This window comes from Marisediminicola sp. UYEF4 (assembly GCF_040546025.1).
Taxonomy (GTDB): Bacteria; Actinomycetota; Actinomycetes; order Actinomycetales; family Microbacteriaceae; genus Marisediminicola.
Window position 1 is genome coordinate 106,743 of record NZ_JBEPNA010000006.1, and the last position, 24,533, is coordinate 131,275.

Sequence of the window (24,533 nt, forward strand, 5' to 3'; positions counted from 1 at the left end):
CGCCGCATCCGTGTCCGACGCTATCGCCCCGCGGCGTACCCCTGAGAGCCCCGCGGATTTGCGGCGGCGGAGAGGATGCCCGTGGCCGGGTCGCGGGACACGGACGACAGTCGGCCGAGGCTCCAGCCGCCGGCAACGACGATGCGGTGGCCGCGCTGCTCGAGCTCCGCGATGACGTCGGCGCCGAGGCGGTCCTCGACGACCGACTCTCCCGGCGCCCAGACCCGCGGCCAGAACGACGACGCGAACGAGTTCGTGTGCATCGCGGGGGCATCGATCGCCTGCTGCGGCGAGTAGCCGCCGACGATCGTGCGCAGCAGGTAGAGGAGCTGCCACTGGTCCTGCTGGTCGCCGCCGGGCGAGCCGAGGGCGGAGACCGGCTCTCCGTCGATCAGCACGAGGGTCGGGGTGAGCGTGGTGCGCGGGCGGCGTCCCGGCGTCAGGGTCGACGGCGAGCCGGGTTCGAGCCAGGTCATCTGCAGGCGGGATCCGAGGCAGAACCCCAGCTCGGGGATCGTCGGGGAGGACTGCAGCCAGCCCCCTGACGGCGTCGCGGAGACCATGTTGCCCGCGCGGTCGACGACGTCGATGTGGCAGGTGTCGCCGCGGGTCTGCCCCGTGCGGGCGACGGTCGGTTCGCCGACGCCCGCGGCGACGTGTCCGGCCATCGCGTTCGGCGGGGTGTACTCGGTGCGCAACGGCGGCGACGCGGGCTCGTGGCCGGCGAGAGCTCCAGGCCGCACCTCGTGCGACGCGCGCTCCGTGATGAGGGCACGGCGCTCGTCCGCGTAGTCGGCCGAGAGCAGGCGGTCGAGCGGCACGTCGGCGTCGCCGTAGAAGGCCTCGCGGTCGGCCATCACGAGCTTGATCGTCTCGAGGATCGTGTGCGCGCCGAGCGCGGTGGACGGATCGAGGTGATCGTCGTCGAAGCCGTCGAGGATCATGAGTGCCTGCAGCAGGGCGGGCCCCTGCCCCCAGGCGCCGGTCTTGGCGATCTCGTGCCCGCGGAACGTGACGGTCGTCGCGGGCTCGTAGCCGGCACGGAAGCCGGCGAGGTCGTCGGCGGCGATGACCCCGGCGTGGTCGGTGCCCGACGAGTGCCTGTGCGGCTCGCGGATGAACTCGACGATCTCCCGCGCGACGAAGCCCTCGGACCAGGCGACCCGTGCCGCGTCGATGCGGTGCTCCCGGGTGGGGGCGGTGCCGGCACTCGCGCTCGTCGCGCCCTCCTCGCTGGCCGCCACGATACCGGCACCGTCCTCGCTCGCGGTGAGGATCCGGTCGAGGGTGCGCGCCCAGGCCTCATTCGTGATCAGTTCGCCGGGCACGGGAGCCCGGCCCTGCGGCATCCACCTGTCCGCGGACGACGGCCAGTGCTCGGCGAACAGGTCGGCGACGGAGGAGATCGTGGCGCACACGTTCGCGAGCACCGGATGCCCGTTGCGGGCGTAGTCGATCGCGAAGGCGAGCACGGGCCCGAGCTCCCAGGTGCCGTGGTCGCGCAGCAGCAGGAGCCAGGCGTCGACCGCTCCGGGAATCGCCGCCGCGAGCGCTCCCGAGCCGGGCACCAGTTCGAGCCCCTCGGCGAGGTAGTGCGCGGTTGTTGCGGCGGCCGGGGCTGGCCCCTGGCCGACGAGCACGATCGGCTGGCCGGGGTTCTCCGCGGTCGCGAACACCCCGGTCATGTCGCCGCCCGGACCGTTGAGGTGCGGCTCGACGACGTGCAGCACGAAGGCCCCCGCGACGGCGGCGTCGAAGGCGTTGCCGCCGCGCTCGAGCACCGCCTGCGCGGTCGCTGTCGCGAGCCAGTGGGTCGATGCCGTCATGCCGAAGGTGCCGGTGAGGTCGGGGCGGGTCGTGAATGGGTCAGGTGCGGTGTAGCTCACGGAGTCACTTTCGGCGGGGACGGATGCTGCAGAAGCAGTCTTCCCATCATGCGCGCCCACCGGCTCGCATCCGCAATCGGCGCCCCGTCTCGCGAGGTGCCCAGTTGTGTCCCCTCCGCACCCAGAGAAGCAGCCAATTCAGGCAACTCGCGTCGTCGGGCATCCGCGGCATCACGCATCCGCCCGGGAACGCGTCCGGCGACCACCGGTCAGGGCGCTTCGATCTCCGCGAGCGCTGCGTAGCTGGCGCCGATGCGAGCGACCCGCTCCCGGCCAGCGCGACCGGTGCGGGCGAGCACGGCCGCCGCGAGCAGGCTCACGACGCTCATGGCCGTGGCATAGCTGTCGAAAGGCAGGCCCGTGTCGAGCGGACACTCGATGAAGTGGGCGGATGCCGCGTGCCGGCGCGCTCCCGCATCGCCGAGCAGCACGAGGGACGCGCCGCTCTCCCGCACGCCCTCCGCGACGCGGGTGAACGACTCCGGCCGTCGGCGGAAGCCCACGAGCACGACGGCGTCGTCGCGGCCGAGGCTCGCGAGCTCCTCGCCGAGCGACTGGCCCGGCTGCGGGGCGAGCGCGACGCCGGGCCTGGCCTGCGCGAGCTGCTGACGCAAGTGCAGCGCCACCGGATAGCTGTTGCGGAATCCGACGATCAGCACAGAACGGGCATCGGCGAGGAGCCGGGCGGGCTCGGTCAGGTCGAGGGATCCGAGCGTTGCTGTGAGGTTCGCAAGCTCCCGCTCCAGATGGCCGGATGCCGACCCGCCGGCGATCGGCGCCCCGGCGCCGCGGGTGGCGCGCACCTGCTCGCGCACCGCGCCCGCGTTCTCGAAGCCGAGCCGACGGAAGAGCCGCGACACGGTCGCCTTCGAGACACCGCTGTGGGCCGCGAGCTCGGTGGCCGTGTAGACGGCGAGGTCGCCGAGGTTGGCGAGGATAAAGTCAGCCGCACGCTTCTCCTGCGGGGTGAGGTCGGCGTAGCTCGCGTCGATCCGCTCCCCGATGCCAGGCGCCAGAGCGCTGCTCACGGCGCGGCCGGAGCCGCAGCGGCGTGCTGCGCGGCGACCTCGAGCACAGCCGTTTCGAACGCGTCGAGGGCGACGGCGACGTCGTCCTCCCGCACCGACTCATCGGGGTGATGGCTTACTCCCGCCGCGCAGCGGATGAAGAGCATCCCGAACTCGGTCACGGCCGACACGGCCACGCCGTCGTGCCCGGCGCGACTGTAGAAGGCGAGCGGGTCGCCGTCCCCGGTGGAGCGGATGCCGGCGGAGACAGCCCGGCGCAGCCCGAGTCCGCACCGCACGGCATCCGCACGGTAGATCTCGCTCACCGTGAAGCCCAGCCCGCGACGGGAGCAGATCTCGGCGGCGGACTGCTCGATTTGCTCCCAGCATCGGTCCCGCGCGTCGTCCGTCTCGGCGCGCAGGTCGAGGCTGAACTCGACCCGACCGGGGATGACGTTGACACCGCCGGGAAAGGCCTGCAGCCGGCCGACCGTGCCAATCGTGCCGTGGGCCTTCGACATCGCCTCGACCGCGAGAACGAGTTCACTCGCGCCGACGAGCGCATCGCGACGGAGCTCGATCGGGGTGCCGCCGGCGTGTCCGGCCATGCCCGTCATCTCGAGCGAGAACCGGCGTGCCCCCGCGATGGAGGTGACGACGGCGAGGGCACGGTCGGTGTCGTCGAGCACCCGGCCCTGCTCGATGTGCGCCTCGAGGTAGCCGACGAGCTGTTCGGGCCGGCGGAAGGCGCCGGGCAGGCGTGCGGGGTCGAGTCCGAAGTCCTGGAACGCCTCGAAGAGGGTGATGCCATCGGCATCCGTCAGGTCCCACCAGGCCTCGTCCCAGGTGCCGGCAAGGGCGCGGCTGCCGAGCAGCGCCGTGCCGAACCGGGTGCCCTCCTCGTCACTGAACGCGACGACCTCGAGGGCGAACGGCAGTGCCCGGCCGGACCCGGCGATGCGGGCGGCGACGGCGATCGCGAGTAGCACGCCGAGCATGCCGTCGTATCGCCCGGCGTCGGGGACGGTGTCGATGTGCGAGCCGAGCAGGAGGGCGGGCAGGCCGGGGGTGGCCCCCTCGAGGCGTCCGCACTGGTTGCCGGCGGCATCCTGCCAGGTCGACAGGCCAGCCTCGGTCATCCAACCGGCGACCATGGCGTTGCCGGCGGCATGCTCGGGCGAGAGGTGAACGCGCTCGAGGTGTTCCGCCGAGCGGGAGAGGGTCGCGAGCTCGTCGCAGCGCTCCATGATGAGGCCGGCCTCGGCGATGGCAGACGGCGGCATCGTCATGGGGTGCCGCCCGGGTTGGTCGCCGCGTCGGAGGGGTGGTCGCCCGACGCACCCGCCCCCGGGCTGCCAGATGCGCTGGCCGCGAGGTCGGCGTAGGCGTCGAGGGCCGCACCGACGCCACCGCCGGGAGTGACGGTGGCGCCGCCCGCGCGGAGCACCTGCTCGAGGGCGGCGAGGGTCGTGAGCACCGTGTCGCGGCGGGCGTTGTAGCCCATCGTTCCGATGCGCCAGATGCGGCCGTGCAGTGGACCGAACGACGTGCCGATCTCGATTCCGAAGTCATTGAGCATTACCGAGCGCGCCCCGTCGCCGTCGATGCCGTCGGGGATCTCGATTCCGACGACGTTGTTCATGCGATGACCCTGGTCGCCGAAGAGCACAAGGCCGAGGCCCGTTAGCCCGTGGACCATCGCGGTGCCGTGCACCCGGTGCCGCTCGACGGCGTTCGCCATTCCCTCGTCGACCAGCAGCCGCGCGCACTCCCGCGCGCAGTAGAGCATGCTCGTGGCCTCGGTGTGGTGGTTGAGGCGCTTCTCTCCCCAATAGTCGAGAACCATCGCGAGGTCGAAGTAGTTCGACCGGATCGGGGACTGGCTGACAGGATCCCCCGGGGAACGGATGCCGGACTCGATGCTCTTCCGCGAGGTGATCACCTCGACCGCGCGCGGCGAGAGACTGATCGGGGCGCTGCCGGAGGGACCGGCGAGGCACTTCTGCAGGCCGGCGGTCACGGCATCCAGCCCCCACGCGTCGAGGTGGAACTCGTTGCCCGCAAGCGAGGCCGTGACGTCGGTGTAGAACAGCACGCCGTGCCGCCGGCAGATCTCGCCGAGTTCGTCGAGCGGCTGAGCGAGCGTCGTCGAGGTGTCGCCGTGCACGATGGCGAGGAGCTTGGGCCTTGTCTCGGTGATCGCCGCCTCGATCTGCTCCGGGGTGAAGACGGTGCCCCATTCGGTCTCGATCACGTGCACCTCGGCGCCGCAGCGCTCGGCGATCTCTCGCAGCAGGTGGCCGAATCGGCCGAAGATCGGCACGAGCACCCGGTCGCCGGGCTCGATGAGCGACACGAGGGCGGCCTCGATGCCGGCGCGGGAGGTTCCGTCGACAACGAAGGTCGCCTCGTTCTCAGTGTCGAAGACGCTGCGGTAGAGGGCCATCGTCTCGTTCATGTAGGCCGTCATCGCCGGGTCGTACTGGCCGATGAGCTGCGCCGACATCGCACGCAGAACCCGCGGGTCGGCATTGATCGGGCCGGGACCCATCAGCAGTCGGGCGGGCGGGTTGATCTGCTGGCTGGCGATGGTGGCGCTCCCTGGACTCTGATGCGTTTGTTTCAGTGCACCAAGTTTACGCAACAACTGTTTCAGATGGGTTTCGCGCTGGGGTCGGGCGCCGCCCTCCACGACCCGCCCAACTGTGTCACCTCGAACGCGTGCTGGCACCTACCTCCTCGGATGCGCCATCCGCTCCCCGACCTCGATGAGGCCGAGGTCACTGCCGCGCGGACCGACCAGGCACAGCCCCACCGGCCCCCCGGCCACGCGCAACAGTGGCACCGACAGGGCGGGCATCCCGGCGATCCCGGCAATGCAGGTGAGGCGCAGCGTGCGGGCGCGGGTCTGCTCGTTCTCGGCCGCGCCCATGGTGGCCTGCGGTGCGGCGGAGGATGCTGCGGGCAACAGCAGGACACGTCCATCGAGCGCACGCTCGATGTCGACCCGGGCGGCGAGCACGGCCACGCGCGCTGCCTCCTCCTCGTCCGGGCCGAAGCCGGAGGCCCAGGCGAAACGCCCCGCGATGTCCGCGCCCAGCGCACTGGGGTGCGCTGAGATCCAATCGCCGTGCGCCCGCCATGCCTCGGCTGCCTGCACCGTGCGGAACGCCTCGAACAGAAGGTCACCGTCGGGCAGCTCCACCCGTTCGAGATCGTCGAGCAGACCGCCGAGCCCGGCAAGCGCGTCGTCGAAGGCGCCCCGCACGTCGGCATCGGCGAGCGAGGTGACGGCGTCGCACACCGCGAATCGCCTCAACTGCACGGCACCCGGATCCCCCGACGGGAGACTCAGCACGGCGGCCGCCTGGAGGGTGGCCGAGTCGCGGGTGAGCCAGCCGACAGTGTCGAACGACGGCGCGAGCGGTAGCAGTCCGCCGCGATCGACCGCGCCGTGGGTCGTGCGCAGCCCCCACAGCCCCTGGTACGACGCCGGCACCCGGACGGAGCCGCCGGTGTCGGTGCCGAGCCCGATGTCGGCCTGGCCGAGCGCGACGGCGGATGCCGGACCGTTCGACGATCCGCCCGGGATGCCGCCGACCACGGCGGGGTTGGGCGGCGTGCCGTAGTGCGGGTTGCGGCCGGCGATGCTGTACGCGAACTCGTCGGTGCGCGCGATTCCCTGCACGTCGGCGCCCGCGGCGAGCAGCGCGGCCACGGCGGGCGCGCTGGCTGCGGCGCGCGGAGACTCGGCGAGGAACGCCGGAACTCCCGCTCCGACGGCATGCCCGGCGACGTCGAACAGGTCCTTCACGGCGACGCGGCGGCCGGTGAGGGCGCCGCCCGGCTCCCCGGCGACGAGCGGCGTGCCGACGACCCGCCACACCGACGGGTCGATCGCGCGTGCGGGCCCGCTCACGTGCGCGGCGTCGATGACCCAGCCGGATTCACCGCGGTGCCACAGCTGAGTCTGCTGGCCGCGCCCGCCGCCGAGCGGGGCGAGCACCGAGACGACGAGGGCGTGATCGTCGTCGATGGTGCGCACCTCGACCGACGCGATCTCCCGCTGAGGCGCGCCGCCGCGGCCCTGCCGGTACCGGCTGATCCGCTCGTGCCCGACGAGCAGCCCCGCCGCATCCCCGCGCATCGTGCTGTCACCGTCGGCGAAGAATGCGTCCAGGGCATCGAGGTCGTTCGCCATGAGGGCAAGCTCGTACGCGTCGACCGCATCGAGCAGCCCGTCCGGGGGGTGGATGCCGGGCGCCCCGGTCGATCCGTCGCTCTCACCCACCGAAATCACTCACCCTGATTCGCGCGTGAATGCCCGTGACGACATCCACCACCTGCGAGATGTTGAAGTCGGTCGCGGCGCTGAGGTAGGCGTACGCGAGGTGCGCCTCCATGCCGTACCTGGCCTGCAGCAGGGCGATCGCCGCCCGCACGCACTGGCGAACCGCCTCGTCGAGGTCCTCGTCCATCCCGGTCGGCACCAGGAACTCGGTCGTCTCGACGAGCGGACCGGCAAGTTCGCCGAATGACTCGAGGGCCGACGCCTGGGTCACGACCTCGAACCGCAGGTCGGCGCGCAGCGACGCCTCCATCGCGGTCAGCGCGACTTCGCCGTCACCCTGGGCGAAGTGCGGGTCGCCGACGTACGCGAGCGCGCCGTCGACCTGCACCGGCAGGTACAGCGCCGATCCCGCGGTGAGCAGATTGATGTCGATGTTGCCTCCGTGCGCCCCCGGCGGCACCGAGTGCGGGCGCGTGTCCCCGGCGACCGCGACGCCCATGATGCCGAGGAACGGGTTGAGCGGAAATCGCACCCGCGGCCCGCCGCCCTCGCGCAGAGGCAAGCTGCCGACCCCGTCGTCGTCGACCGACGCGAAGACGCTCACCGTGCCACCGCCGGCCGGGTACTCGCCGGGAAGCGCCCCGCGGGCGTGCCGGTTCGAAATGACGCCGTAGGGCACCCGCGGCTGCACCCCCAACACCGTGATCTTGAGCAGGTCGCCGGGCCGGGCGCCGCGCACCGCGATCGGTCCGCTGACCACGTGCGGCCCGTCACTGCCGGCCTGGCTCGTCGGCCCGGCATTGCGACGATGATCGGATGCCGCCACCGCCACCGCGTCGTCGAGAACACGGTCCCGGGCGACGCCGTGCGCGGCGAAGAACGCCGCCGGGTCGCGGCCCTGGTCCTCGAGGATGCCCTCGTGGCTGAGGGTGTCGATCGTCACCTCGGTGCCGGAGTCGATCGTGAGCACGGGGCTATCGGCCGCGCAGGGAAGCCGACCCCAGAGATAGCTGCCGGGCTCGACGGGCAGGTAGTGCGGGGAGCGGATAGTGCCCTCGCCCGAGTTGAGGATGCCGGTTCCGAGCTGCACACCGTCGGAGATTGCCGGGTCTGGGGTCACGTCAGCCGCCTTCGGGTGTCCACTGTCGATCGGTCACACTGCCCTCTCACAGTAGCGCCGCGCCCAGCATCCGTCCGCCCGGCATCCGCCGGCCGCAGCACTCGCCCGCCCGGACATGCGCCGTCGTCAGCGATTGCCGAGCAGCTCCTGCAGTAAGCGGTAGCTGCGCTTGGGCGTGCGGTCCTGCGTGTCGGCGTGCACGTGCACGAGGCCGGACGGCTGGGTGAACCCCGCCTCCCAGTCCCAGCCGTCGAGCAGCGACGACACGAAGTACCCCTGCAGGTCGACTCCGGGCGCCCCCGCGAAGGCGACCGCGAGGTGCTCGGCGAGATGCGCACACCTGCCCTCGTCGTCGATCGACCCGTCGCGCTGCACGACATCGGGGTAGCTCGCACCGGCGGTCACCACGACGGGCGGCAGTGCGTCGCCATACCGGTCGGCGAGCTCCCGCAGCGCGACGCCGAGGAACTCGGGCGCGTTCGGCAGGCCGGAGCCGGTCGCCTGGAACTCCGGCCACGGCACGAACGAGAACGGGAAGTGGCCCGGCCCGCCCGCCCGGATGCGCGTCGGCGCGTGGTAGTTGAGCCCGTAGAAGTCGATGGGCCGGGAAATCGCCGCGAGGTCGCTCGGCTCGATTTCGTCGAACGCCGAAGTGAGGTGGCGCAGCTCCTCCGGCAGCGCCGGAAACCGGCCGAGCAGCAGCGGATCGGAGAACAGCCGGTTGTGGAGAGTGTCGAACAGCTCCGCCTGGAGAACATCGTCGTGCCGGTCGGATGCCGGCTCGACCGGCGAGTGGGTGTTCGCGATGCCGATACCGCCGCGCACGTCAGCGGCCCGCAGCGCCTCGACGGCGAGGCCGTGGCCGAGCAGCTGGTGGTGCGCTGTCGGCAGCGCGTCGAACAGCAGGGTCGCGCCCGGCGCGTGCACCCCGAGGGCGTACCCGCCCAGCATCACGGTGGCGGGTTCGTTGATCGTGACCCACGAGTCGACCCGGTCGCCGAAGGCCTCGCCGGCGAGGTAGGCGTAGTCGGCGAGCCGGTACGCGGTGTCGCGATTGAGCCACCCGCCGGCGTGCTGCAGCGGCTCGGGCATGTCCCAATGGTGCAGCGTGACCATCGGACGGATGCCGGCGGCGAGCAGCTCGTCGATCAGACGGTCGTAGAACGCGACCGCGGCACGGTTGGCGCTGCCCCGACCGTTCGGCTGCAGCCGGGGCCAGCCGAGCGAGAACCGGTAGGAGTCGACACCGAGCTCGCGCAGCATCCGCACGTCCTCCCCCGTGCGGTGGTACGCGTCGGCGGCGACCGCTGCGGTGCTGTCGTCGACGATGCGGCCGGACTGGCCCATGAAGGTGTCCCAGGTCGACGGTTCGCGACCCTCGTCGCGCACGGCACCCTCGACCTGCATCGCCGACGTCGCGACGCCGATGGTGAGGCCGCCGGGTGCGAGTGCGGCGAGGCCGGGCAAATCGTGCAGCCAGGGGCTCTCGGTTTTCTGGGGACTCATGGGCCGAGCACCTTCTCGAGGTAGGGGTTGCTGAAGAGGCGGTCGGGGTAGAGCCACGGCGTCGCCTCGGGACGGACGAGTTCGAGGGTCATCCTCGCCTGTTCCGGAGGTTTCCCGCACTGGAATGGCGAGGCGCTGCAGAGACCGGCAGCGGCCGGCCCTGGACGACATGGCGCATCTGCTGAATCTACCGTCCCGCGCCGGACCGGGCGGCGATAACCATTGCGCAACGTGCCGGGGAAAGGTTTGACACTCCTTCCTGAAGCCCGCTAAATGGAACCACGGTGCGATCACTTTTCTCAGATTCTCACCGGCGGGCGTCGCGCAGTACAGCCAGGACACCCGACCGGGTGCATCGTCGAACGGGCGGCGCAACAGCTATTGCGGTCCTCGTGCTTGCGGCCCTGATGCTCGCGGCATCACCGGCGAACGGGGCAATCGAGGACTCCCCGCCCGACCCGAGCTCATCGGCCGACCCGAAGTCGTCGCAGGACCCGGTCGGCCCGACGTCTGTCACGACCTCTCCCGCCGATTTCTCGCCCACGGGTTTCGTTGCCGTCTCGGGCACCCGCCAACCCGGCAGCAGCGTCACGGTCACCCGCACCGACACTGGGGCGGCGGTCTGCGCGGTGAAGGCCGCGGATGCCGAGAACTGGTCCTGCACCGGCCTGCAGGCACTGCCGAACGGGGCGGACATCTCGCTCACCGCAACCGAGACTCCGGCCGAGGGCGAGATCGCGCCGGGGACGATCACCGTGGATGTGCTCGGGCCGCCCACCATGGATGGAAGCGGCAGCTACCTGACCACTGGCCTGGTATCGGGGAGCGGGAATCCGGGATCCACCGTCGCGGTGTCGATCGACGGTGAGGTCGATCCGAACTGCTCGTCGGTGCCCGTGTCGGCGAGCACCTACTGGTCGTGCAACGTCTCCACGCCGACCGGTGGGCCGTACTTCGTGCGTTCCCAGCAGTCCGACTCGGCGATCGGGGGCGGATCGCTCTCGGACTACTCCGACGTACGCCGCGTCACCGTGGACCGCGATGCCCCCGCGGCCGCCGTCATCACCTCACCGCGCAGCGAGGGCAGGATCGTCGGGCCGCAGATCGTCATCTCCGGCACCGGTGAAAGCGGTTCGACCGTCGACGTCTACGTCAACGACATTCCCGCCTGCACCGCTGCGGTCGCGAACGGAACGTGGGCCTGCGACATCGGCACGCACGGCAAGGGCCCACACATGCTGCAGGCACTGCAGAGGGACGCGGCCGGCAATTTCGCCGCACCCAGCGAGCAAATCCGGGTATATTTCGGCCCTCGCGACGCGGGGGCTCCCCCACCCGCCCCCTCCCCGGCGGCGCCATCCGAAACCCCCGCACCCGCACCGGAACCGGAGCCCTCCCCGGACGACGCGGACACGGCCCCCCTGCTCCCGACGCGCCCGGACATTCGCGACTGGTCCGCGCCGGCGCCGGACGAGGCCCTGACAAACTGGGGAACCCCGACCGGGTTCGGCGGCACCCTCACGACCTTCACGGATTCGGTGCGCACACCCTGGTACTCCCCGCTCATCCTGAGCCTCGCCTTCCTCTCGCTGATTGCGCTCCCTCTGCGATTGCTCGCGTCCGCCCTGCGCGGGAGGCTGCGGCTTTCCCGAACGCAGCTGACCGGGCGCAATCTCCGGACCGATCCCACTGCCGACGTCCCCCGGCCGATCAATCCGTGGCTCGCGGGCGCTGTGCCGGTCGCTGCCGCGGCCGGTCTCATCGTGCTCACGGGCGGAGTCGAGGGTGAGGTGCGCTACCTTCGCCTCGCCCTCGCGGTCAGCATCGGGCTCGCGATCCTCAACATCGTGGGCACCGCTATGCTCACCCGGCTGGGATCCGGATGGACCGGCACGAGCAGGCGGCTGCGCTTCGTACCGATCATGCTGCTGGCCGCGGCACTCGCGTCGATGGCCTCGCGCTGGACCGGCATGGACCCGCCCCTCGTCGCCGGCGTTCTGATCGGCGCGGTGTTCGCCGCCGCCACACCCGTGCGTCCGCGCGCGATCGTCAACCTCATCCATGTCGGCGGCATCCTCGTGCTCGGCGTGCTCGGGTGGCTCGCACACGGCGTTCTGGGACCCGTCCAGGGCTTCTGGGGCTCCCTCGCGAGCGAGACGCTCGCCACCCTGTGCCTCGCCGGCCTCGGGTCGGCACTCGTGCTCGTGCTCCCGATCGCGACACTGCCGGGTCGGGTCATCCTCGAGTGGTCCCTCGCCGCCTGGGTCGCCACCGTTCTGCTCGTTGCGGGCACAGTGGCCACCGTCGTCTACGGAACCGCCCTCACCGGCGCCGTGCTGCCGTGGCTTGGCAGCGCCGCCGTCTTCGCGGCAGTCAGTCTCGCGATGTGGTTGTTCGTGCGATTCGTCGAGCCGCGCGCCACGGCGTGAGGCGGTTCGCGGCCATCAATACGAAGTAACTGGAAATCCGCGCTGATTCCCGGCATGCTCGATTCGAAGCACCAGAGCACCCAGGGAGAAAATTGGACACCGAGTCACTCTTCGCCGAGTTCAACTCCCTGCTGCGCGCCTCGAACGCGACCTGGGACGATCCTGTGTTCACGGCCGAGTTCCCTGGAATGATGCAGCGGATCACCTCCGCGCTCGTCTTCGCGATCGGCGACGACCGTCTCGACTACCTCGACTCGAGCATCGACTGCGAGGGCCGGATCCTCGAGGTTCTCGCCTTCGGCAGCGACACACTGTTCCACCTCTACTGCGACGACACCGACGGCCCCTCGGTCGATGTGTCGCGACTGAGCGCCGTGCGCGAGCTCACCGTGACCGGTTCGCCGCTCGTGCACGACGACACCCGCCGCGGCGGCGAGCGACCGTTCGTGTTCTCCGCCCAGTTCGGGGCGCGCCGCTTCGAGTTCCCACTCGAGGCCGGCAACACCATGCAGCGGGATCGGATGCCGCACGCCTACACCCTGCTGCGCCGCCAGCTCGTCGCCTGAGCCGAGCAGCCCGGACGAGGCCCACCGGTGCCGGCTCAGTCGGCGAAGTACGCGACTCGAGACGGCTTGTCGACGAGGACCAGGATTGGCCAGGATGATGGCTCGGGTGCGGATGTCTCGGAACCGGCCGGCGCTGAGGTCGCTGGCTCCGCGTCCGTCACGATCGAAAACGGTGTTCCGTCGAAGATCGCGAGCACGACCGCCGGCCCCGAGAGCTTCTCGGTGGTCGTGGTGAACTCGCCCTTGCGGCGGCGATGCTCGGGACGGGTGCCCGCCATCTTTCGCCCGACCTCGGCCGTCCACGACTCCCGGCCGACCTTGAACGCGACCTGCCTGATGCGTCGTCCGGATTCCGCGGGAGCCGCTCCCGCCAGCTCCGCCAGTCGGCGATAGGCGGCCTCGTCCGCATCCGGCAGCCCGGCATCCTGCGGCCCGGCATAGGGCGGCGCGGCATCCGCGGCCCCTGGCACGAAGAACTCGGTCATGCTGGTACCCCCGGTGGGACTTGAACCCACACTGGAACGATTTTAAGTCGCCTGCCTCTGCCGATTGGGCTACGGGGGCACGCCCATACAGGCGCACCCGTCGAGCCTAGACCTTGGGGCGTGACGCGAATTCGGCGAACGCGGCGCGGGGGGCCTCTCGGGCCTCGAGTGCCACGATGTCGCGGCGCAGGAGGAAGTTGAGGATCCAGTTCGTGAACACCCGGATCTTGCGCTCCCAGGTAGGGATCGCGAGGCCGTGGTAGCCGCGGTGCATGACCCACGCCGGGAACCCGGTGATCGCGATCTTGCCGGATTGGAACACGCCGACGTAGAGGCCGAGGGTCGCGACGGCGCCGAGGTTGTCGTGCTTGTACTCGGCCGGAGCGTCGCCGCGGAGCACCCCCACGATGTTCTTCGCCATGAGCTTTCCCTCGCGCACGGCGTGCTGGGCGTTCGGAACGCAGTAGCCGCCGACGCCGTTGCCGGTCAGGTCGGGAACGGCGCTGACGTCTCCGGCACCCCACGCGTCGGCCACGACGCCGTCGTCGTCGATGACACGGAGGTCGGCGCCGACCCGCAGGCGACCGCGTTCCTCTGTGGGCAGGTCGGTGTTGCGCAGCACGGGATTGGCCATGACTCCGGCGGTCCAGACGATGAGGTCCGACTCGAACGACTCGCCGGTGGACAGCTCGATGCGTCCGTCGATGGCGGAGGTCAGCTGGGTGTCGAGGTGCACCTCGGCGCCGCGCTGGGCGAGGTTCTTGAGAACCCAGTGGCTGGTCTTGAGCGACACCTCGGGCATGATGCGGCCCATCGCCTCGATGAGGTGGAAGCGGGTGTCATCGAACGTGATCGTCGGGTAGTACCGAAGGAGCGCGGTCGCGAAGCTGCGCAGCTCACCGAAGAGCTCGATGCCGGCGAAACCGCCGCCGACGACCGTGAAGGTGAGGAGACGGTCGCGCTCGGGTCCGGCGGGGAGGTTCGCGGCGCGGTCGAAGTTGCCGAGAACGCGGTCGCGGATCGCGACGGCCTCCTCGATCGTCTTGAGCCCGATCGCCTCGTCGGCCACCCCGGGAATGGGGAAGGTGCGCGATACCGCACCGGCGGTGACGACGATCTGGTCGTAGTCCATCTCCCACGAGTCCCCGACCGCGGGGGTGATTGTCGCGGTCTTGGCCGCGTGGTTGATCGCGGTGACCTTGGCCGTGACGACCTCGGTCTTGTAGAGGTGGCGCCTCAGCGAGACGACGGCGTGGCGGTCCTCGACCGAGCCTGCGGCGATCTCCGGAAGGAAGGGCTGATAGGTCATGTACGGAAGCGGGTCGACAACCACGACATCCGCTTCGCCGGCGGTCAGCCACTTCTCGAGCCCGAGGGCAGTATAAAAACCGGCATATCCGCCGCCGACAATAAGGATTTTTGGCACGGCCAATAACCTACCACCGCAGGCCAGTCAGCTTTCGCGGCGCATCCGCCTCAGCTGGCGTCCGGCGAGCACCAGCGAAAACACCAGTAATGACCCGAAGCCGCCAACGACCAACAGCGGGATCCCGACGTCGCGCAGCGATTCGACCGTCGGAAGTACCACGCCGAGCGGGGTCGGCGGTCCCGCGACGGGAGGCGCTGGCGCCGGTTCTGCGCTCGCACTCGGGCTCGGCAGCGGCTCCGACGGTTCCGGGGCGGCCTCCGCGCGACGGTTCAGCCGGATCCACTCCCTGAGGTCGCCCATCGGGTTGGCGTCGACGAGCGCGACCTGGTCGAAAACCGCGGCGCGCGCGTCGATGAGCCCGTATCCGTAGAGCGGGCTGGGAACCGCGCCGCCGACGGGGGTGGCGGTGCGGATGACCCGGTTGATGACGTTGTTGGCGTCGAGTTCCGGATGCGCGGACCGCACGAGCGCGACGAGGCCGGCGACCAATGGCGCCGCGCCACTCGTGCCGGCCCATTCGAAGTAGGCGTCGCCGGGGGCCGCACCGACCAGCGCCTCGCTCGGCGCGGACACCGAGATCGTGATGCCCTGCGAGGAGGCGTCGTCGCTGGCCTGCGCCGAACGATCGACGCCGGCGACCGTGAGCACGCCCGGCATCGTCGCCGGGGCGCCGACGACGGCGGTGCCGCTGCCCCGGTTGCCGGCCGCCGCGACGACCACGACGTCGTTCTCCATGGCGTAGAGGAAGGCGTCGTCCCAGCTCTGCGGCCAGTCGAGGGTGTTGCGGGTCAGCGACATGTTGATGACGTCGGCGCCATTGTCAACCGACCAGCGCACGGCATCCGCGATCTGCTCGTCGCTCGTTCTCGTGCCGACACCGAAACCAACCGAGACCGCCAGCAGGGACGCGGCGGGGGCGACGCCGATCACGCCGGCACCATCGCCGTGCCCACGGCCGGCGAGCACCGACGCGACGAGGGTGCCGTGCCTGCTGTCGTCGCCGACCGGGGTCTGGCCGTTCGGGCTGCCGATGCCCGAGACATCCGTGCCGCCGACGACGGCGCCGCGGAGGTCCTGGTTGCTGCCGTCGATGCCGGTGTCGATCACCGCGATCGTGACGCCGGCGCCGCGGGTGGCCTGCCAGGCGCCGGTGATGCCGTACTCGGAGAGCCAGTACTGGCGGTCCCGGATCTCGTCGGCCGCGGCGGGCTGCGCGACGACGAGAACGGATGCCGCGACGACGACTGCTGCGACGGCGGAGGCCCAGCGCCTCACTCGGTGGTCCGTGCGCTCGCCGTCGTGTCGGCGCCATCGCGGGCATCGTCGCCACTGGGCGAATAGTCGACGCACTCGCAGACGTCCGGCGACCAGGAGGCCCGCGCGAGCGCAAGGTCGCCGATGGGGTTCACCCCGGGTCCGGCTGAGAGGGAGTGGCCGGCGAGGGCGTGCAGGCACTTCACGCGCGTCGGCATGCCCCCGGCGGAGATACCGGCAACCTCGTCGACGACCTCGATGCTCTCCCGGTCGGCGAGGTAGGCGTGGTGCGCGACGGTGTAGGCCGCGGCGATCTCCGGGTCGTCGGCGAGCAGCGCCTGCAGCTCGGCCATGACCTGCGTCGCCTCGAGCGTCGAGATCGCGGCGGTCGCGGCGGGGTGGCACAGGTAGTAGAGCGTCGGGAACGGGGTGCCGTCACCGAGCCGGGGCTTCGTCGCGACGACCGTCGGCGCCCCGCAGCGGCAGCGCGCGGAGATGCCGATCACGTTGCGAGCCGGGCGGCCGAGCTGGTGCGAGACGATGCGGATGTCGTCGTCGGTGGGCGGGTCGAATGGCGGTGTGGTCATTGCTCGCCTCCGTCGATCGGGGGCGCGACGATCTCGCCGGGCGGGGCATCCGTGAGGCCGGCGGTGAACACCGACGACAGCATCGAGCCGATCCAGTCGACCTCCGTCGTCTGGATCTCCTCGCTGATCGGCAGGCCGTCCGGCGCGGTGACGGTCATTCCATCGTCGATGACGAGAAAGCTGAACTCGCCCGGGTAGACATAGTCGAGGCGCTCCCGCGCAAGCGACTGGATGTAGCTGGGGTCGTCCCAGCGTGCCCGCTGGCCCTCGAGCTCGTCGACGGCCTCCTGCTGCTCGGCGACGTCGGCCGTGAGGGCCGTGATCTCCTGCCGCTGCTCGACGAGAATCCGCAGGCTCGGCGCGAGCACGACGACGGTGAGCACGATGAGGGTCAGGGCCGCGATGGTGAACCCGGACAGGCGGATGCTGCGGAGCCAGGTCGCGGCGCCCGTGTCGAGGGTCGGCAACGCAACAGAGATCTTCCTGGTGCGTTGCCGACTCGTCATGCCTTACAGACTAAGCGGGCTCAGGCCGTGAAGCGGGGGAACGCGCTGCGTCCGGCGTAGACCGCCGCGTCGCCGAGTTCCTCTTCGATGCGCAGCAGCTGGTTGTACTTGGCAACCCGCTCGGAACGCGCCGGGGCGCCGGTCTTGATCTGGCCGCAGTCGGTCGCGACGGCGAGGTCGGCGATCGTGGTGTCCTCTGTTTCTCCGGAGCGGTGCGAAAGAACGGCGGTGTAGCCGCTTCGCTGCGCGAGGCTGACCGCGTCGAGCGTCTCGGTGAGCGTGCCGATCTGGTTGACCTTGACGAGGATCGAGTTCGCGGTCTTCAGCTCGATGCCCTTGGCGAGGCGCTTCGGGTTGGTGACGAACAGGTCGTCGCCGACGATCTGCACCTTGTCGCCGATCTGGGCGTTGAGCTGGGCCCAGCCCTCCCAGTCGTCCTCGGACAGCGGGTCCTCGATCGTGACGAGCGGGTACGCGGCGACGAGCTCGGCATAGTAGGAGCCGAGGTCGCCGGCGGAGATCTTCTTGCCCTCGAACAGGTAGGCGTCGTTCTCGAAGAACTCGGTCGCGGCGACATCCAGTCCCAGCGCGATGTCCTTGCCGGGGGTGAAGCCGGCCGAGGCGATGGCCTCCATGAGCAGGTCGAGTGCGGCGCGGTTGCTGTCGAGGTTGGGGGCGAAGCCGCCCTCGTCGCCGAGGCCGGTGCTGAGGTCCTTGCCGTGCAGGATGCTCTTGAGCGCGTGGTACGTCTCGACGCCCCAGCGGAGTCCCTCGGAGAAGGTCGCGGCGCCGAGCGGCAGGATCATGAACTCCTGGATGTCGACGTTGCTGTCGGCGTGCGATCCGCCGTTGATGACGTTGAGCATCGGCACCGGCAGGGTGTGCGCGTTCGGGCCACCGAGGTAGCGGAACAGCGGCAGGTCGGAGGAGTCGGCCGCAGCCTTTGCGACGGCGAGCGAGACGCCGAGGATCGCGTTCGCGCCGAGGCGGCTCTTGTTCTCGGTGCCGTCGAGCTCGATGAGCTCGGCGTCGAGCAGGCGCTGGTCGGTGGCGTCGAGGCCCTCGATCTGCAGCGAGATCTCCTCGTTGATGGCGTCGACGGCCTTGAGCACTCCCTTGCCCAGGTAGCGCTTCTTGTCGCCGTCGCGCAGCTCGTAGGCCTCGAAGGCGCCGGTGGATGCGCCGGAGGGCACTGCAGCGCGTGAGACGGTTCCGTCTTCGAGCATGACCTCGACTTCGACGGTCGGGTTGCCCCTCGAGTCGAGAATCTCGCGGGCTCGTACTACCTCGATCGCTGACACCAGTGATCTCCTTTTTTGTGCGTGGATGGTGGGGGCGGCGCTCCAGGCGCCTCATTCGCGTGCGCTGGATATCCTACTCGCGCGCCGCAAACGGGCCGTGAGGCGCCGGCGCGGGGGCACGGGCGTCTGCCGGGCTGTGTGATCAGCGCGTCCGGATGCTGCCGGTCGGCCCGGCTGCGAGCGTGTCAGACACCTCGCGACGCTCGATCCACGCGAGCGCGGCGGTGTTGAACAGGTCGACGTTCTCAATGTTCCACTGGTGGTGCATCCCGGGCGCGATCGCGGTGCGGGCACCGGGAATCGACTCGGCGATGCGGCGCAGCGAGTGCGACCTGACGAACGCGGCATCGCGCTCCCCCGCGACCGCGAGCGTCGGAGCGCGCACCGCGGCGAGCATCTCACCCGGGATTCCCCCTCCGACCTCGTCGAGGATCAGCCGCGCGGTCTCCTGTCGGATGCCGAGGCCGGTGTCGACGAACAGGTCGCGCGAGTCGGCCGGCAGCCGGTAGGAGCGGGCGAGTCCTTCCCAGAACCAGCGGTGATTCCACGCGCGGATCATCAGGGAGCCGGCCAGTCGCTGGCCGGACGGTACCGGCGTCACGGTCGGGCTCGCGAGGAAGAGGCTCGTCACGGCCGGCGGATGCCTCGCGGCGAGCGCGAGCGCCACGCTCGACCCGAGGGACAGCCCCACGATGTGCGCCCGCCCATCGTGGGCGCGGTCCGCGATCATTCCGGCGACGCGATCCGCAGCATCCGCCACCGAGGTCCACTCCTCCGCGTGGCTCTCGCCGAAACCCGGCAGGTCGGGCACGAGCGTGTGTACGCGCGAGAATGCCGGGAGCTGTTCGCCCCACATCCAGCCCGCGACGTTGCCGCCGTGCAAGAACACGACGCTCTCGCGAGCGTCGCGGTGGGACTCGTGGAGCTTCACGACCCCTCCCCCAGCGCGGCGACGGCGTTGGCGATGAGCCGGTCGAGCGCGCTCGCGAGGGCTCGCTCGTCGATTCCCGTCTCGAGGCCGTCGTCGCGTGATTCGAGGCCGTCCCAGGCGCGGTCGAACAGTTCGGCTCCTGACGGGGTGAGGGTCACGAGGTTGGCGCGCGCGTCCCGGGGGTCGGTCGTCACAACCAGGTGTCCGTCGGCGACGAGCGCCGCGACCCGCTGGGTCACGGAGGCGCGCGAGACGTTGAGATTGGCGGCGATCGCCTGCTGGCTCGTCGGCCCGAGCAGGCGAGCCATCATGAGCACGAGAAACGGTGCATACCGGATTCCGTGGCTCTGCCTCAGATAGTCGTCGGCGATGCGCTCGATGAGCCCGGCAGCGCGATTGAGTTTGAAGGCGGTGCTGTCGAGAAGCGGTGAGCCATTCATATTGTTAACTACTTAACAATATGACCCGTCCCGAGTCAACCGTCCCTTTCATAATTCAGGAGTTGTGGTGGCAGTATTCAGGAGCTGCGGGCGCTCACGCAGTTATCCAGCGGATAGCAGCCTGAACGCTATACATTCCTGTGTCGGCAGGGTTGGAATGCACGAAACCGCCACCACCGGTTTCTTCCCTCCTGAATAATGACAGGGGTGGTCAGGCGAGAGGGCGGAAGGCCAGCTCGTCGATGCTCGTGGTTGACGTCCCGACGGTGGCGAAGCTCGTGAATCCGGATGCGGCGAGCTGCGCGAACAGCGGCTTGAGGTTGCGGGGCTTGCGCTCGAGCCGCACCCGGCGGCCCTGTGCGATGAGCGCGGTCTTGAGCGCGACGAGCGTGGCCGGGGCAACATCCGCCTCGTGCAGCAGGGCGACCGAGTCGCCGGGGTCGCCGGTCGGCACACGCACGAGGTCTACGATGCGCTCGAAGCCGATCGAGAAGCCCGCCGCGGGCACGTCGACCCCGAGGAAGCGGCCGATCATGCCGTCGTAGCGGCCGCCGCCGCCCAGGGAGGAGGCGAAGTCGGGGTGTGCGATCTCGAAGATCGTGCCCGTGTAGTAGCCCATGCCGCGCACGAGGAACGGGTCGAACTCGAGGCCCACGCCGGGGCCCGCGGCCAGTACGGCGTCACCGAGCGCGGCGAGCTCGGCGACCAGCCCGGCATCCACTCCCGCGGGGACCGCGTGCGTGATCGCGGCGTGCCCGAATGGCAGCGACTCGCTCAGCACGGGCCTGGCGAAGAAGTCGTGCAGCGCGTCGATGGCCTCCGCGCCGAAGCCGCGGTCACGCAGTTCGGCGACGACGCCGGCCCGCCCGACCTTGTCGAGCTTGTCGATCGTGATGACGACCGCGTCGTGGTCGGCGGCCGCGAAGCCGAGGGCGGTGAGCATGCCGGTGAGGATTCGGCGGTCGTTGATGCGGATGCTGCAGCCGTCGAGTCCGAGCGCGCGCAGCGTCGCCGCCGTCGCGGTGATCAGCTCGACCTCGGCGAGCGGCCCAGCCTCCCCGATGATGTCGATGTCGCACTGCACGAACTGGCGGTAGCGGCCCTTCTGCGGACGCTCGGCCCGCCAGACCGGAGCGATCTGGATGGCCCGGAACACCGAGGGGAGCTCGGAGCGGTGGCTCGCGTAGAACCGGGCGAGCGGCACCGTCAGGTCGAAGCGCAGCCCGAGGTCGGCGAGATCGAGCGCGTCGGTCGCGGCCGCGAAGTCCTCCGGCGTGAGCCCACGCTTGAGCACCCCGAAGGCGAGCTTCTCGTTGTCCCCGCCGAGCCCGGCGTGCAGCCGGGAGCTGTCCTCCATGACGGGCGTCTCGATCTCGTCAAAGCCGTGCGCCGCGTAGACGCCGCGGATGATGCCGAGCACGCGCTCACGGTGCGCCTTGTCGGCGGGGAGGAAGTCGCGCATTCCGCGCGGAGGATTGACAGGAGAAGCCATGCGTCGATTCTCTCGCACCGCCGCGGCTCCCTCCGCCGCGCCGTGCACCGCGCCGGATTCGACCTGCGGCACATGCCCGGCCGGAAGCTACCGGGCGAGCAGTGCGTACGCGCTCGAGACCCCGGTGAATACGGCCACGAGCAGGGTGAGAATCGCGAAGACGGTCTTCACCAGGTTATCCGGCAGTCGCCCGGCGAACCGCGCGGCGACGAACGACGCGATGATCGCGGCCGCCGCGAACACCGCCACCACCGGCCAGTTGTCGCCGAGCGACCCCGCGGTCGCGGAGAGTCCCGCGAGCGCATTGACGACGATGATGACGAGCGAGGTGCCGACGGCTGTCGCCATGCCGAGACCGAGCAGCAGTGTCAGCGCGGGAATGATGATGAATCCGCCGCCGATGCCGAGCATCCCGGTGAGGAAGCCGACCCCGAGTCCGACCGCGATGCCCCTCACGATGCGGATGCCGAGGAGTGCCGGCGTGCGCGGCGCGACGGGGCGGCGTCCGCCGACAAGCATTCGCACGCCCGCGGCGACCATGAGCACGGCGAAGGCGAGCAGGAGCGCGTCGGCGTCGAGCAGGCGGCCGACCGCGGCACCGAGCCAGGCCGCGGGAATGCCCGCGGCGCCGACGGTCGCCGCGGCGGTCCAGTCGACGCCCCGGCGCAGCCGCGGCAGCACGGCCACGATCGAGGACAGCCCCACGATGATGAGCGACGCCGGGATCGCCTCCCGCGGGCTCAGCCCGGTGCCGTAGACGAGGGCGGGCACCGCGATGATCGAGCCACCGGCGCCGACGAGGCCGAGGATGGCACCGACGAGCAGCCCGAGCGGGACAGCGATCAGCAGCGGCATCAGAGGAAGCGGACCGGGAGGCCCTGGGCGGACCACTCGATCATGCCGCCGCCCATGGTGTCGCACTCGAACCCTGCAGCCGTGAGCGCCTCCGCGACGCTCGCGCTTCGCGCGCCACTGCGACACACGGCGATCACGCGCCGGCTCGGGTCGAGTTCACCCAGCCGGGCCGTGAGCTCGCTCATCGGCAGGTGCGCGGCGGCGGCGACCATGCCGGCGTGCAGTTCGTTCGCCTCGCGCACATCGATCAGCTGGGCCGACGCATCGGCGTTGAGCACCTCGGTGCAGGTAATTTCTCTCATCGGCGACTCCGTCGGTTCTGCGGAAGGTTATGCGGAAACGGGCACGTGCAGGGCGGCCCACTCGGTGTAGCCGCCGACGACGTCGGTGACCTCGTCCCGGCCCGCGGCACGGAGCACGCTCGCCGCGACGCTCGAGCGCCAGCCGCTCGCGCAGTGCACGATGACGGGGCGCCCGGCAGGCAGCTCGTCGAGCCGCTGCGGCAGCTCGGCCAGCGGGATGAACTCGGAGCCGGGGATGAATCCCGCCTCGCGCTCTCCCGGGTTGCGCACGTCGAGAACGATCGCCCCCGTCCGCTCGGCGACCTCGTCGAGCTCGGAGGCGTTGATCCGGTCGGCGGTGCGCACGAAGGACGAGAGCTGCTCGAAGGCGCGCTCCGGCTCCGGCAGGAAGCCGACGGCTCGGTCGTAGCCGATGCGGCCGAGGCGCAGGGCGACGTCGTCCTCGCTGCCCGGGTTCGCGACGATAAGCACATCATCGCCCTCGGCGAGCACCATTCCGGCGGTCTCGGCGAAGCGTCCGTCAATGCCGACGTTGACCGACCCGACGAGGTGTCCCGCCGCGTACTCGTCCGGGGTCCTCGCGTCGACGATCTTGACGCCGGCCGTGATGAGGTCGCGCACGGCGTCCACCGCGAGCGGTGACGCGAGCGTCTCGCGCCCCATGAGGGCGTGGGCGCGCCGGTTGAGCAGCGCGTCGGTGACGAAGTACTGCGGAATCGCGGGCTGGCCGCTCGTGATCAATGCGACGAAGTCGTCCTCGTCCATGGGCGAGACCGACGGGTTCATGAAGCGCTGGGCTCCGATCGTCGACTCGAGTTCCTCGGAGAGGTTCTTGCCGCACGCGGACCCGGCGCCGTGCGCGGGGAGCAGGCGAACGGCATCCGGGAGCACCATCAGGACGTCGTGGATGGAGTGGTACAGCGCGTGGGCGAGCTCGATCGGCGAGGCGCCGACGGATGCCGCGAGGTCGGGCCGGCCGACGTCGCCGATGAACAGGGCGTCGCCGGTGAGCACCGCGTGGGGCACCTCGTCACCGGCGTGCTCGCGCACGAGGATCGAGATGGACTCCCAGGTGTGGCCGGGGGTCTCGAGGATCTCGAGCTCGACGTCGCCGAGCGGGATGCGCTCGCCGTGCCCGAGGGAGCGGATCTCGTAGTCTGCCGAAGCAGCCGCGCCGTAGCCGATCCAGGCGCCGGTCGCGGCGGCGAGCTCGAGGTGCCCGGCGACGAAGTCGGCGTGGAAGTGAGTGTTGATGACCCCGACGATGCGAAGTCCGGATGCCGCGGCGTCATCGAGGTATCCCTTGATGTCGCGGCGGGGATCCACGACGACCGCCTGGCCCGTGGATTCGTCAGCGATCAGGTAGGAGCCGTGCGAGAGGCACCCGAGGTAGTACTGCTTCAGGATCATGGTCATGGCCCCATAGTACACATACCCCTAGGGGTATGCAAAATACCCAGCAGGGTATAGTATTTGAGTGTCATCAACTATCGCCAGGAGGCACAGATGGACCTCGATCCCACCGACATGAAGCCGGTGATCAACCGTCTGCGCCGCGCGCAGGGCCAGCTCGCCGCGGTGACGCGCATGATCGAGGAGGGCAAGGACTGCAAGAGCGTCGTGACCCAGCTCGCCGCCGTCTCGAGTGCGCTCGACAAGGCGGGCTTCTCGATTATCGCGACGGCGCTGCAGCAGTGCATGGCGCAGGAGGATCCGAGCGTCGACCAGGCCGAGTTGGAGAAGCTCTTCCTCTCCCTCGCCTGACCGCGGATGATTAAAGCTGACAACTTCGTAGAACAGCACCAACGAGATGCAAGGAGACGCACCATGATGTGGGGAAACGGATACGGATCGGGCTGGATGTGGCTGTTCGGAATAATGGTCTTCCTCGGACTGATCCTCGTGATCGGGGCGATCGTGTGGGCCATAGCGAACGGCAACCGCAGTAGCGGCCAAGCCGCATCCGGGGCCGACCGCGCGGGCCAGCCCCAGGGGCTCGGATCGAGCAAGGCCAAGCAGATCCTCGACGAGCGCTACGCCCGAGGTGAGATCGACGCCCAGGAGTACCGCGACCGACGGGACGCGCTCAGCGAGGGTCCGTGATGCTGGAGCGCAGTCGCCACACGGGCCGGCGCTCCGGCAGAAG

General features: G+C 70.4%; 23 protein-coding genes and 1 tRNA gene. 4 read left to right on the top strand and 20 right to left on the bottom strand.

Annotation, left to right across the window (positions count from 1 at the left end):
- Window positions 1-20: 20 nt before the first annotated feature.
- The 7 genes from ABIB15_RS08215 to ABIB15_RS08245 all read right to left on the bottom strand — a co-directional run bounded on the left by ABIB15_RS08215 (window position 21) and on the right by ABIB15_RS08245 (window position 9,810).
- A complete protein-coding gene (locus ABIB15_RS08215) occupies window positions 21-1,826 on the bottom strand; it encodes a gamma-glutamyltransferase family protein (RefSeq protein WP_502908927.1) in 1,806 nt (601 codons plus the stop codon).
- A gap of 269 nt (window positions 1,827-2,095) precedes the next feature.
- Window positions 2,096-2,914: a MurR/RpiR family transcriptional regulator gene (locus ABIB15_RS08220; RefSeq protein ID WP_354476799.1), complete on the bottom strand. Its 819-nt coding sequence runs from the start codon at window positions 2,912-2,914 to the stop codon at window positions 2,096-2,098.
- On the bottom strand, window positions 2,911-4,182 hold the full coding sequence (locus ABIB15_RS08225; RefSeq protein WP_354476801.1) for an allantoate amidohydrolase: 1,272 nt from the start codon (window positions 4,180-4,182) through the stop codon (window positions 2,911-2,913). Before ABIB15_RS08225 ends, ABIB15_RS08220 begins: the two co-directional genes overlap by 4 nt.
- Window positions 4,179-5,444 carry a pyridoxal-phosphate-dependent aminotransferase family protein gene (locus tag ABIB15_RS08230; RefSeq protein WP_354476803.1) on the bottom strand — a complete coding sequence of 422 codons (1,266 nt, stop codon included), beginning with the start codon at window positions 5,442-5,444 and terminating at the stop codon, window positions 4,179-4,181. The genes ABIB15_RS08225 and ABIB15_RS08230 overlap by 4 nt, the downstream gene beginning before the upstream one ends.
- Before the next feature lie 180 nt (window positions 5,445-5,624).
- Window positions 5,625-7,184, bottom strand: a complete 1,560-nt coding sequence (locus ABIB15_RS08235) for an AtzH-like domain-containing protein (RefSeq protein ID WP_354476805.1) — start codon at window positions 7,182-7,184, stop codon at window positions 5,625-5,627.
- On the bottom strand, window positions 7,177-8,304 hold the full coding sequence (locus tag ABIB15_RS08240) for an acetamidase/formamidase family protein (RefSeq protein ID WP_502908925.1): 1,128 nt from the start codon (window positions 8,302-8,304) through the stop codon (window positions 7,177-7,179). Before ABIB15_RS08240 ends, ABIB15_RS08235 begins: the two co-directional genes overlap by 8 nt.
- Before the next feature lie 126 nt (window positions 8,305-8,430).
- A complete protein-coding gene (locus tag ABIB15_RS08245; RefSeq protein ID WP_354476807.1) occupies window positions 8,431-9,810 on the bottom strand; it encodes a glycoside hydrolase family 1 protein in 1,380 nt (459 codons plus the stop codon).
- A gap of 392 nt (window positions 9,811-10,202) precedes the next feature.
- Here ABIB15_RS08245 and ABIB15_RS08250 point away from each other — a divergent pair, with 392 nt between their 5' ends.
- Both ABIB15_RS08250 and ABIB15_RS08255 read left to right on the top strand, forming a co-directional pair.
- Complete coding sequence (locus ABIB15_RS08250; RefSeq protein ID WP_354476809.1) at window positions 10,203-12,239, top strand: hypothetical protein; 2,037 nt, start codon at window positions 10,203-10,205, stop codon at window positions 12,237-12,239.
- 92 nt (window positions 12,240-12,331) lie between these two features.
- Complete coding sequence (locus ABIB15_RS08255) at window positions 12,332-12,805, top strand: hypothetical protein (protein ID WP_354476810.1); 474 nt, start codon at window positions 12,332-12,334, stop codon at window positions 12,803-12,805.
- 35 nt (window positions 12,806-12,840) lie between these two features.
- On the opposite strand, the gene ABIB15_RS08260 is transcribed toward ABIB15_RS08255, so the two are convergent.
- From ABIB15_RS08260 to ABIB15_RS08320, 13 genes are all read right to left on the bottom strand, one after another.
- A complete protein-coding gene (locus ABIB15_RS08260) occupies window positions 12,841-13,290 on the bottom strand; it encodes a hypothetical protein (RefSeq protein ID WP_354476812.1) in 450 nt (149 codons plus the stop codon).
- 2 nt (window positions 13,291-13,292) lie between these two features.
- Window positions 13,293-13,369: transfer RNA gene (locus ABIB15_RS08265), tRNA-Leu, on the bottom strand.
- A 27-nt stretch (window positions 13,370-13,396) separates the two neighbouring features.
- Window positions 13,397-14,716: an NAD(P)/FAD-dependent oxidoreductase gene (locus ABIB15_RS08270; RefSeq protein WP_354476813.1), complete on the bottom strand. Its 1,320-nt coding sequence runs from the start codon at window positions 14,714-14,716 to the stop codon at window positions 13,397-13,399.
- Window positions 14,717-14,743: 27 nt separating this feature from the next.
- Window positions 14,744-15,994, bottom strand: coding sequence for a S8 family peptidase (locus ABIB15_RS08275; protein WP_354476815.1), 1,251 nt, complete (start codon window positions 15,992-15,994; stop codon window positions 14,744-14,746).
- Window positions 15,991-16,560, bottom strand: coding sequence for a DUF501 domain-containing protein (locus ABIB15_RS08280; RefSeq protein WP_354476817.1), 570 nt, complete (start codon window positions 16,558-16,560; stop codon window positions 15,991-15,993). Before ABIB15_RS08280 ends, ABIB15_RS08275 begins: the two co-directional genes overlap by 4 nt.
- Window positions 16,557-17,066 (bottom strand): FtsB family cell division protein, encoded by a 510-nt coding sequence (locus ABIB15_RS08285; protein ID WP_354476818.1) that lies wholly within the window; start codon window positions 17,064-17,066, stop codon window positions 16,557-16,559. Before ABIB15_RS08285 ends, ABIB15_RS08280 begins: the two co-directional genes overlap by 4 nt.
- 20 nt (window positions 17,067-17,086) lie before the next feature.
- Window positions 17,087-18,367: a phosphopyruvate hydratase gene (eno, locus tag ABIB15_RS08290; protein ID WP_354476820.1), complete on the bottom strand. Its 1,281-nt coding sequence runs from the start codon at window positions 18,365-18,367 to the stop codon at window positions 17,087-17,089.
- Between the two features lie 142 nt (window positions 18,368-18,509).
- Window positions 18,510-19,298, bottom strand: coding sequence for an alpha/beta fold hydrolase (locus ABIB15_RS08295; protein ID WP_354476822.1), 789 nt, complete (start codon window positions 19,296-19,298; stop codon window positions 18,510-18,512).
- On the bottom strand, window positions 19,295-19,738 hold the full coding sequence (locus ABIB15_RS08300; protein WP_354476824.1) for a MarR family winged helix-turn-helix transcriptional regulator: 444 nt from the start codon (window positions 19,736-19,738) through the stop codon (window positions 19,295-19,297). Before ABIB15_RS08300 ends, ABIB15_RS08295 begins: the two co-directional genes overlap by 4 nt.
- Before the next feature lie 211 nt (window positions 19,739-19,949).
- Window positions 19,950-21,230, bottom strand: coding sequence for a histidine--tRNA ligase (gene hisS, locus ABIB15_RS08305; RefSeq protein ID WP_354476826.1), 1,281 nt, complete (start codon window positions 21,228-21,230; stop codon window positions 19,950-19,952).
- A gap of 87 nt (window positions 21,231-21,317) precedes the next feature.
- Entirely contained in the window at window positions 21,318-22,085 is a 768-nt protein-coding gene (locus ABIB15_RS08310; RefSeq protein WP_354476828.1) for a sulfite exporter TauE/SafE family protein, read from the bottom strand.
- Window positions 22,085-22,387: a rhodanese-like domain-containing protein gene (locus ABIB15_RS08315; protein ID WP_354476830.1), complete on the bottom strand. Its 303-nt coding sequence runs from the start codon at window positions 22,385-22,387 to the stop codon at window positions 22,085-22,087. The genes ABIB15_RS08310 and ABIB15_RS08315 overlap by 1 nt, the downstream gene beginning before the upstream one ends.
- Before the next feature lie 27 nt (window positions 22,388-22,414).
- Complete coding sequence (locus ABIB15_RS08320; RefSeq protein WP_354476832.1) at window positions 22,415-23,803, bottom strand: MBL fold metallo-hydrolase; 1,389 nt, start codon at window positions 23,801-23,803, stop codon at window positions 22,415-22,417.
- A 90-nt stretch (window positions 23,804-23,893) separates the two neighbouring features.
- On the opposite strand from ABIB15_RS08320, the gene ABIB15_RS08325 reads away from it, so the two are divergent.
- Both ABIB15_RS08325 and ABIB15_RS08330 read left to right on the top strand, forming a co-directional pair.
- Window positions 23,894-24,151: a metal-sensitive transcriptional regulator gene (locus ABIB15_RS08325; RefSeq protein ID WP_354476834.1), complete on the top strand. Its 258-nt coding sequence runs from the start codon at window positions 23,894-23,896 to the stop codon at window positions 24,149-24,151.
- A gap of 63 nt (window positions 24,152-24,214) precedes the next feature.
- A complete protein-coding gene (locus ABIB15_RS08330) occupies window positions 24,215-24,490 on the top strand; it encodes an SHOCT domain-containing protein (protein WP_354476836.1) in 276 nt (91 codons plus the stop codon).
- Window positions 24,491-24,533 lie beyond the last annotated feature (43 nt).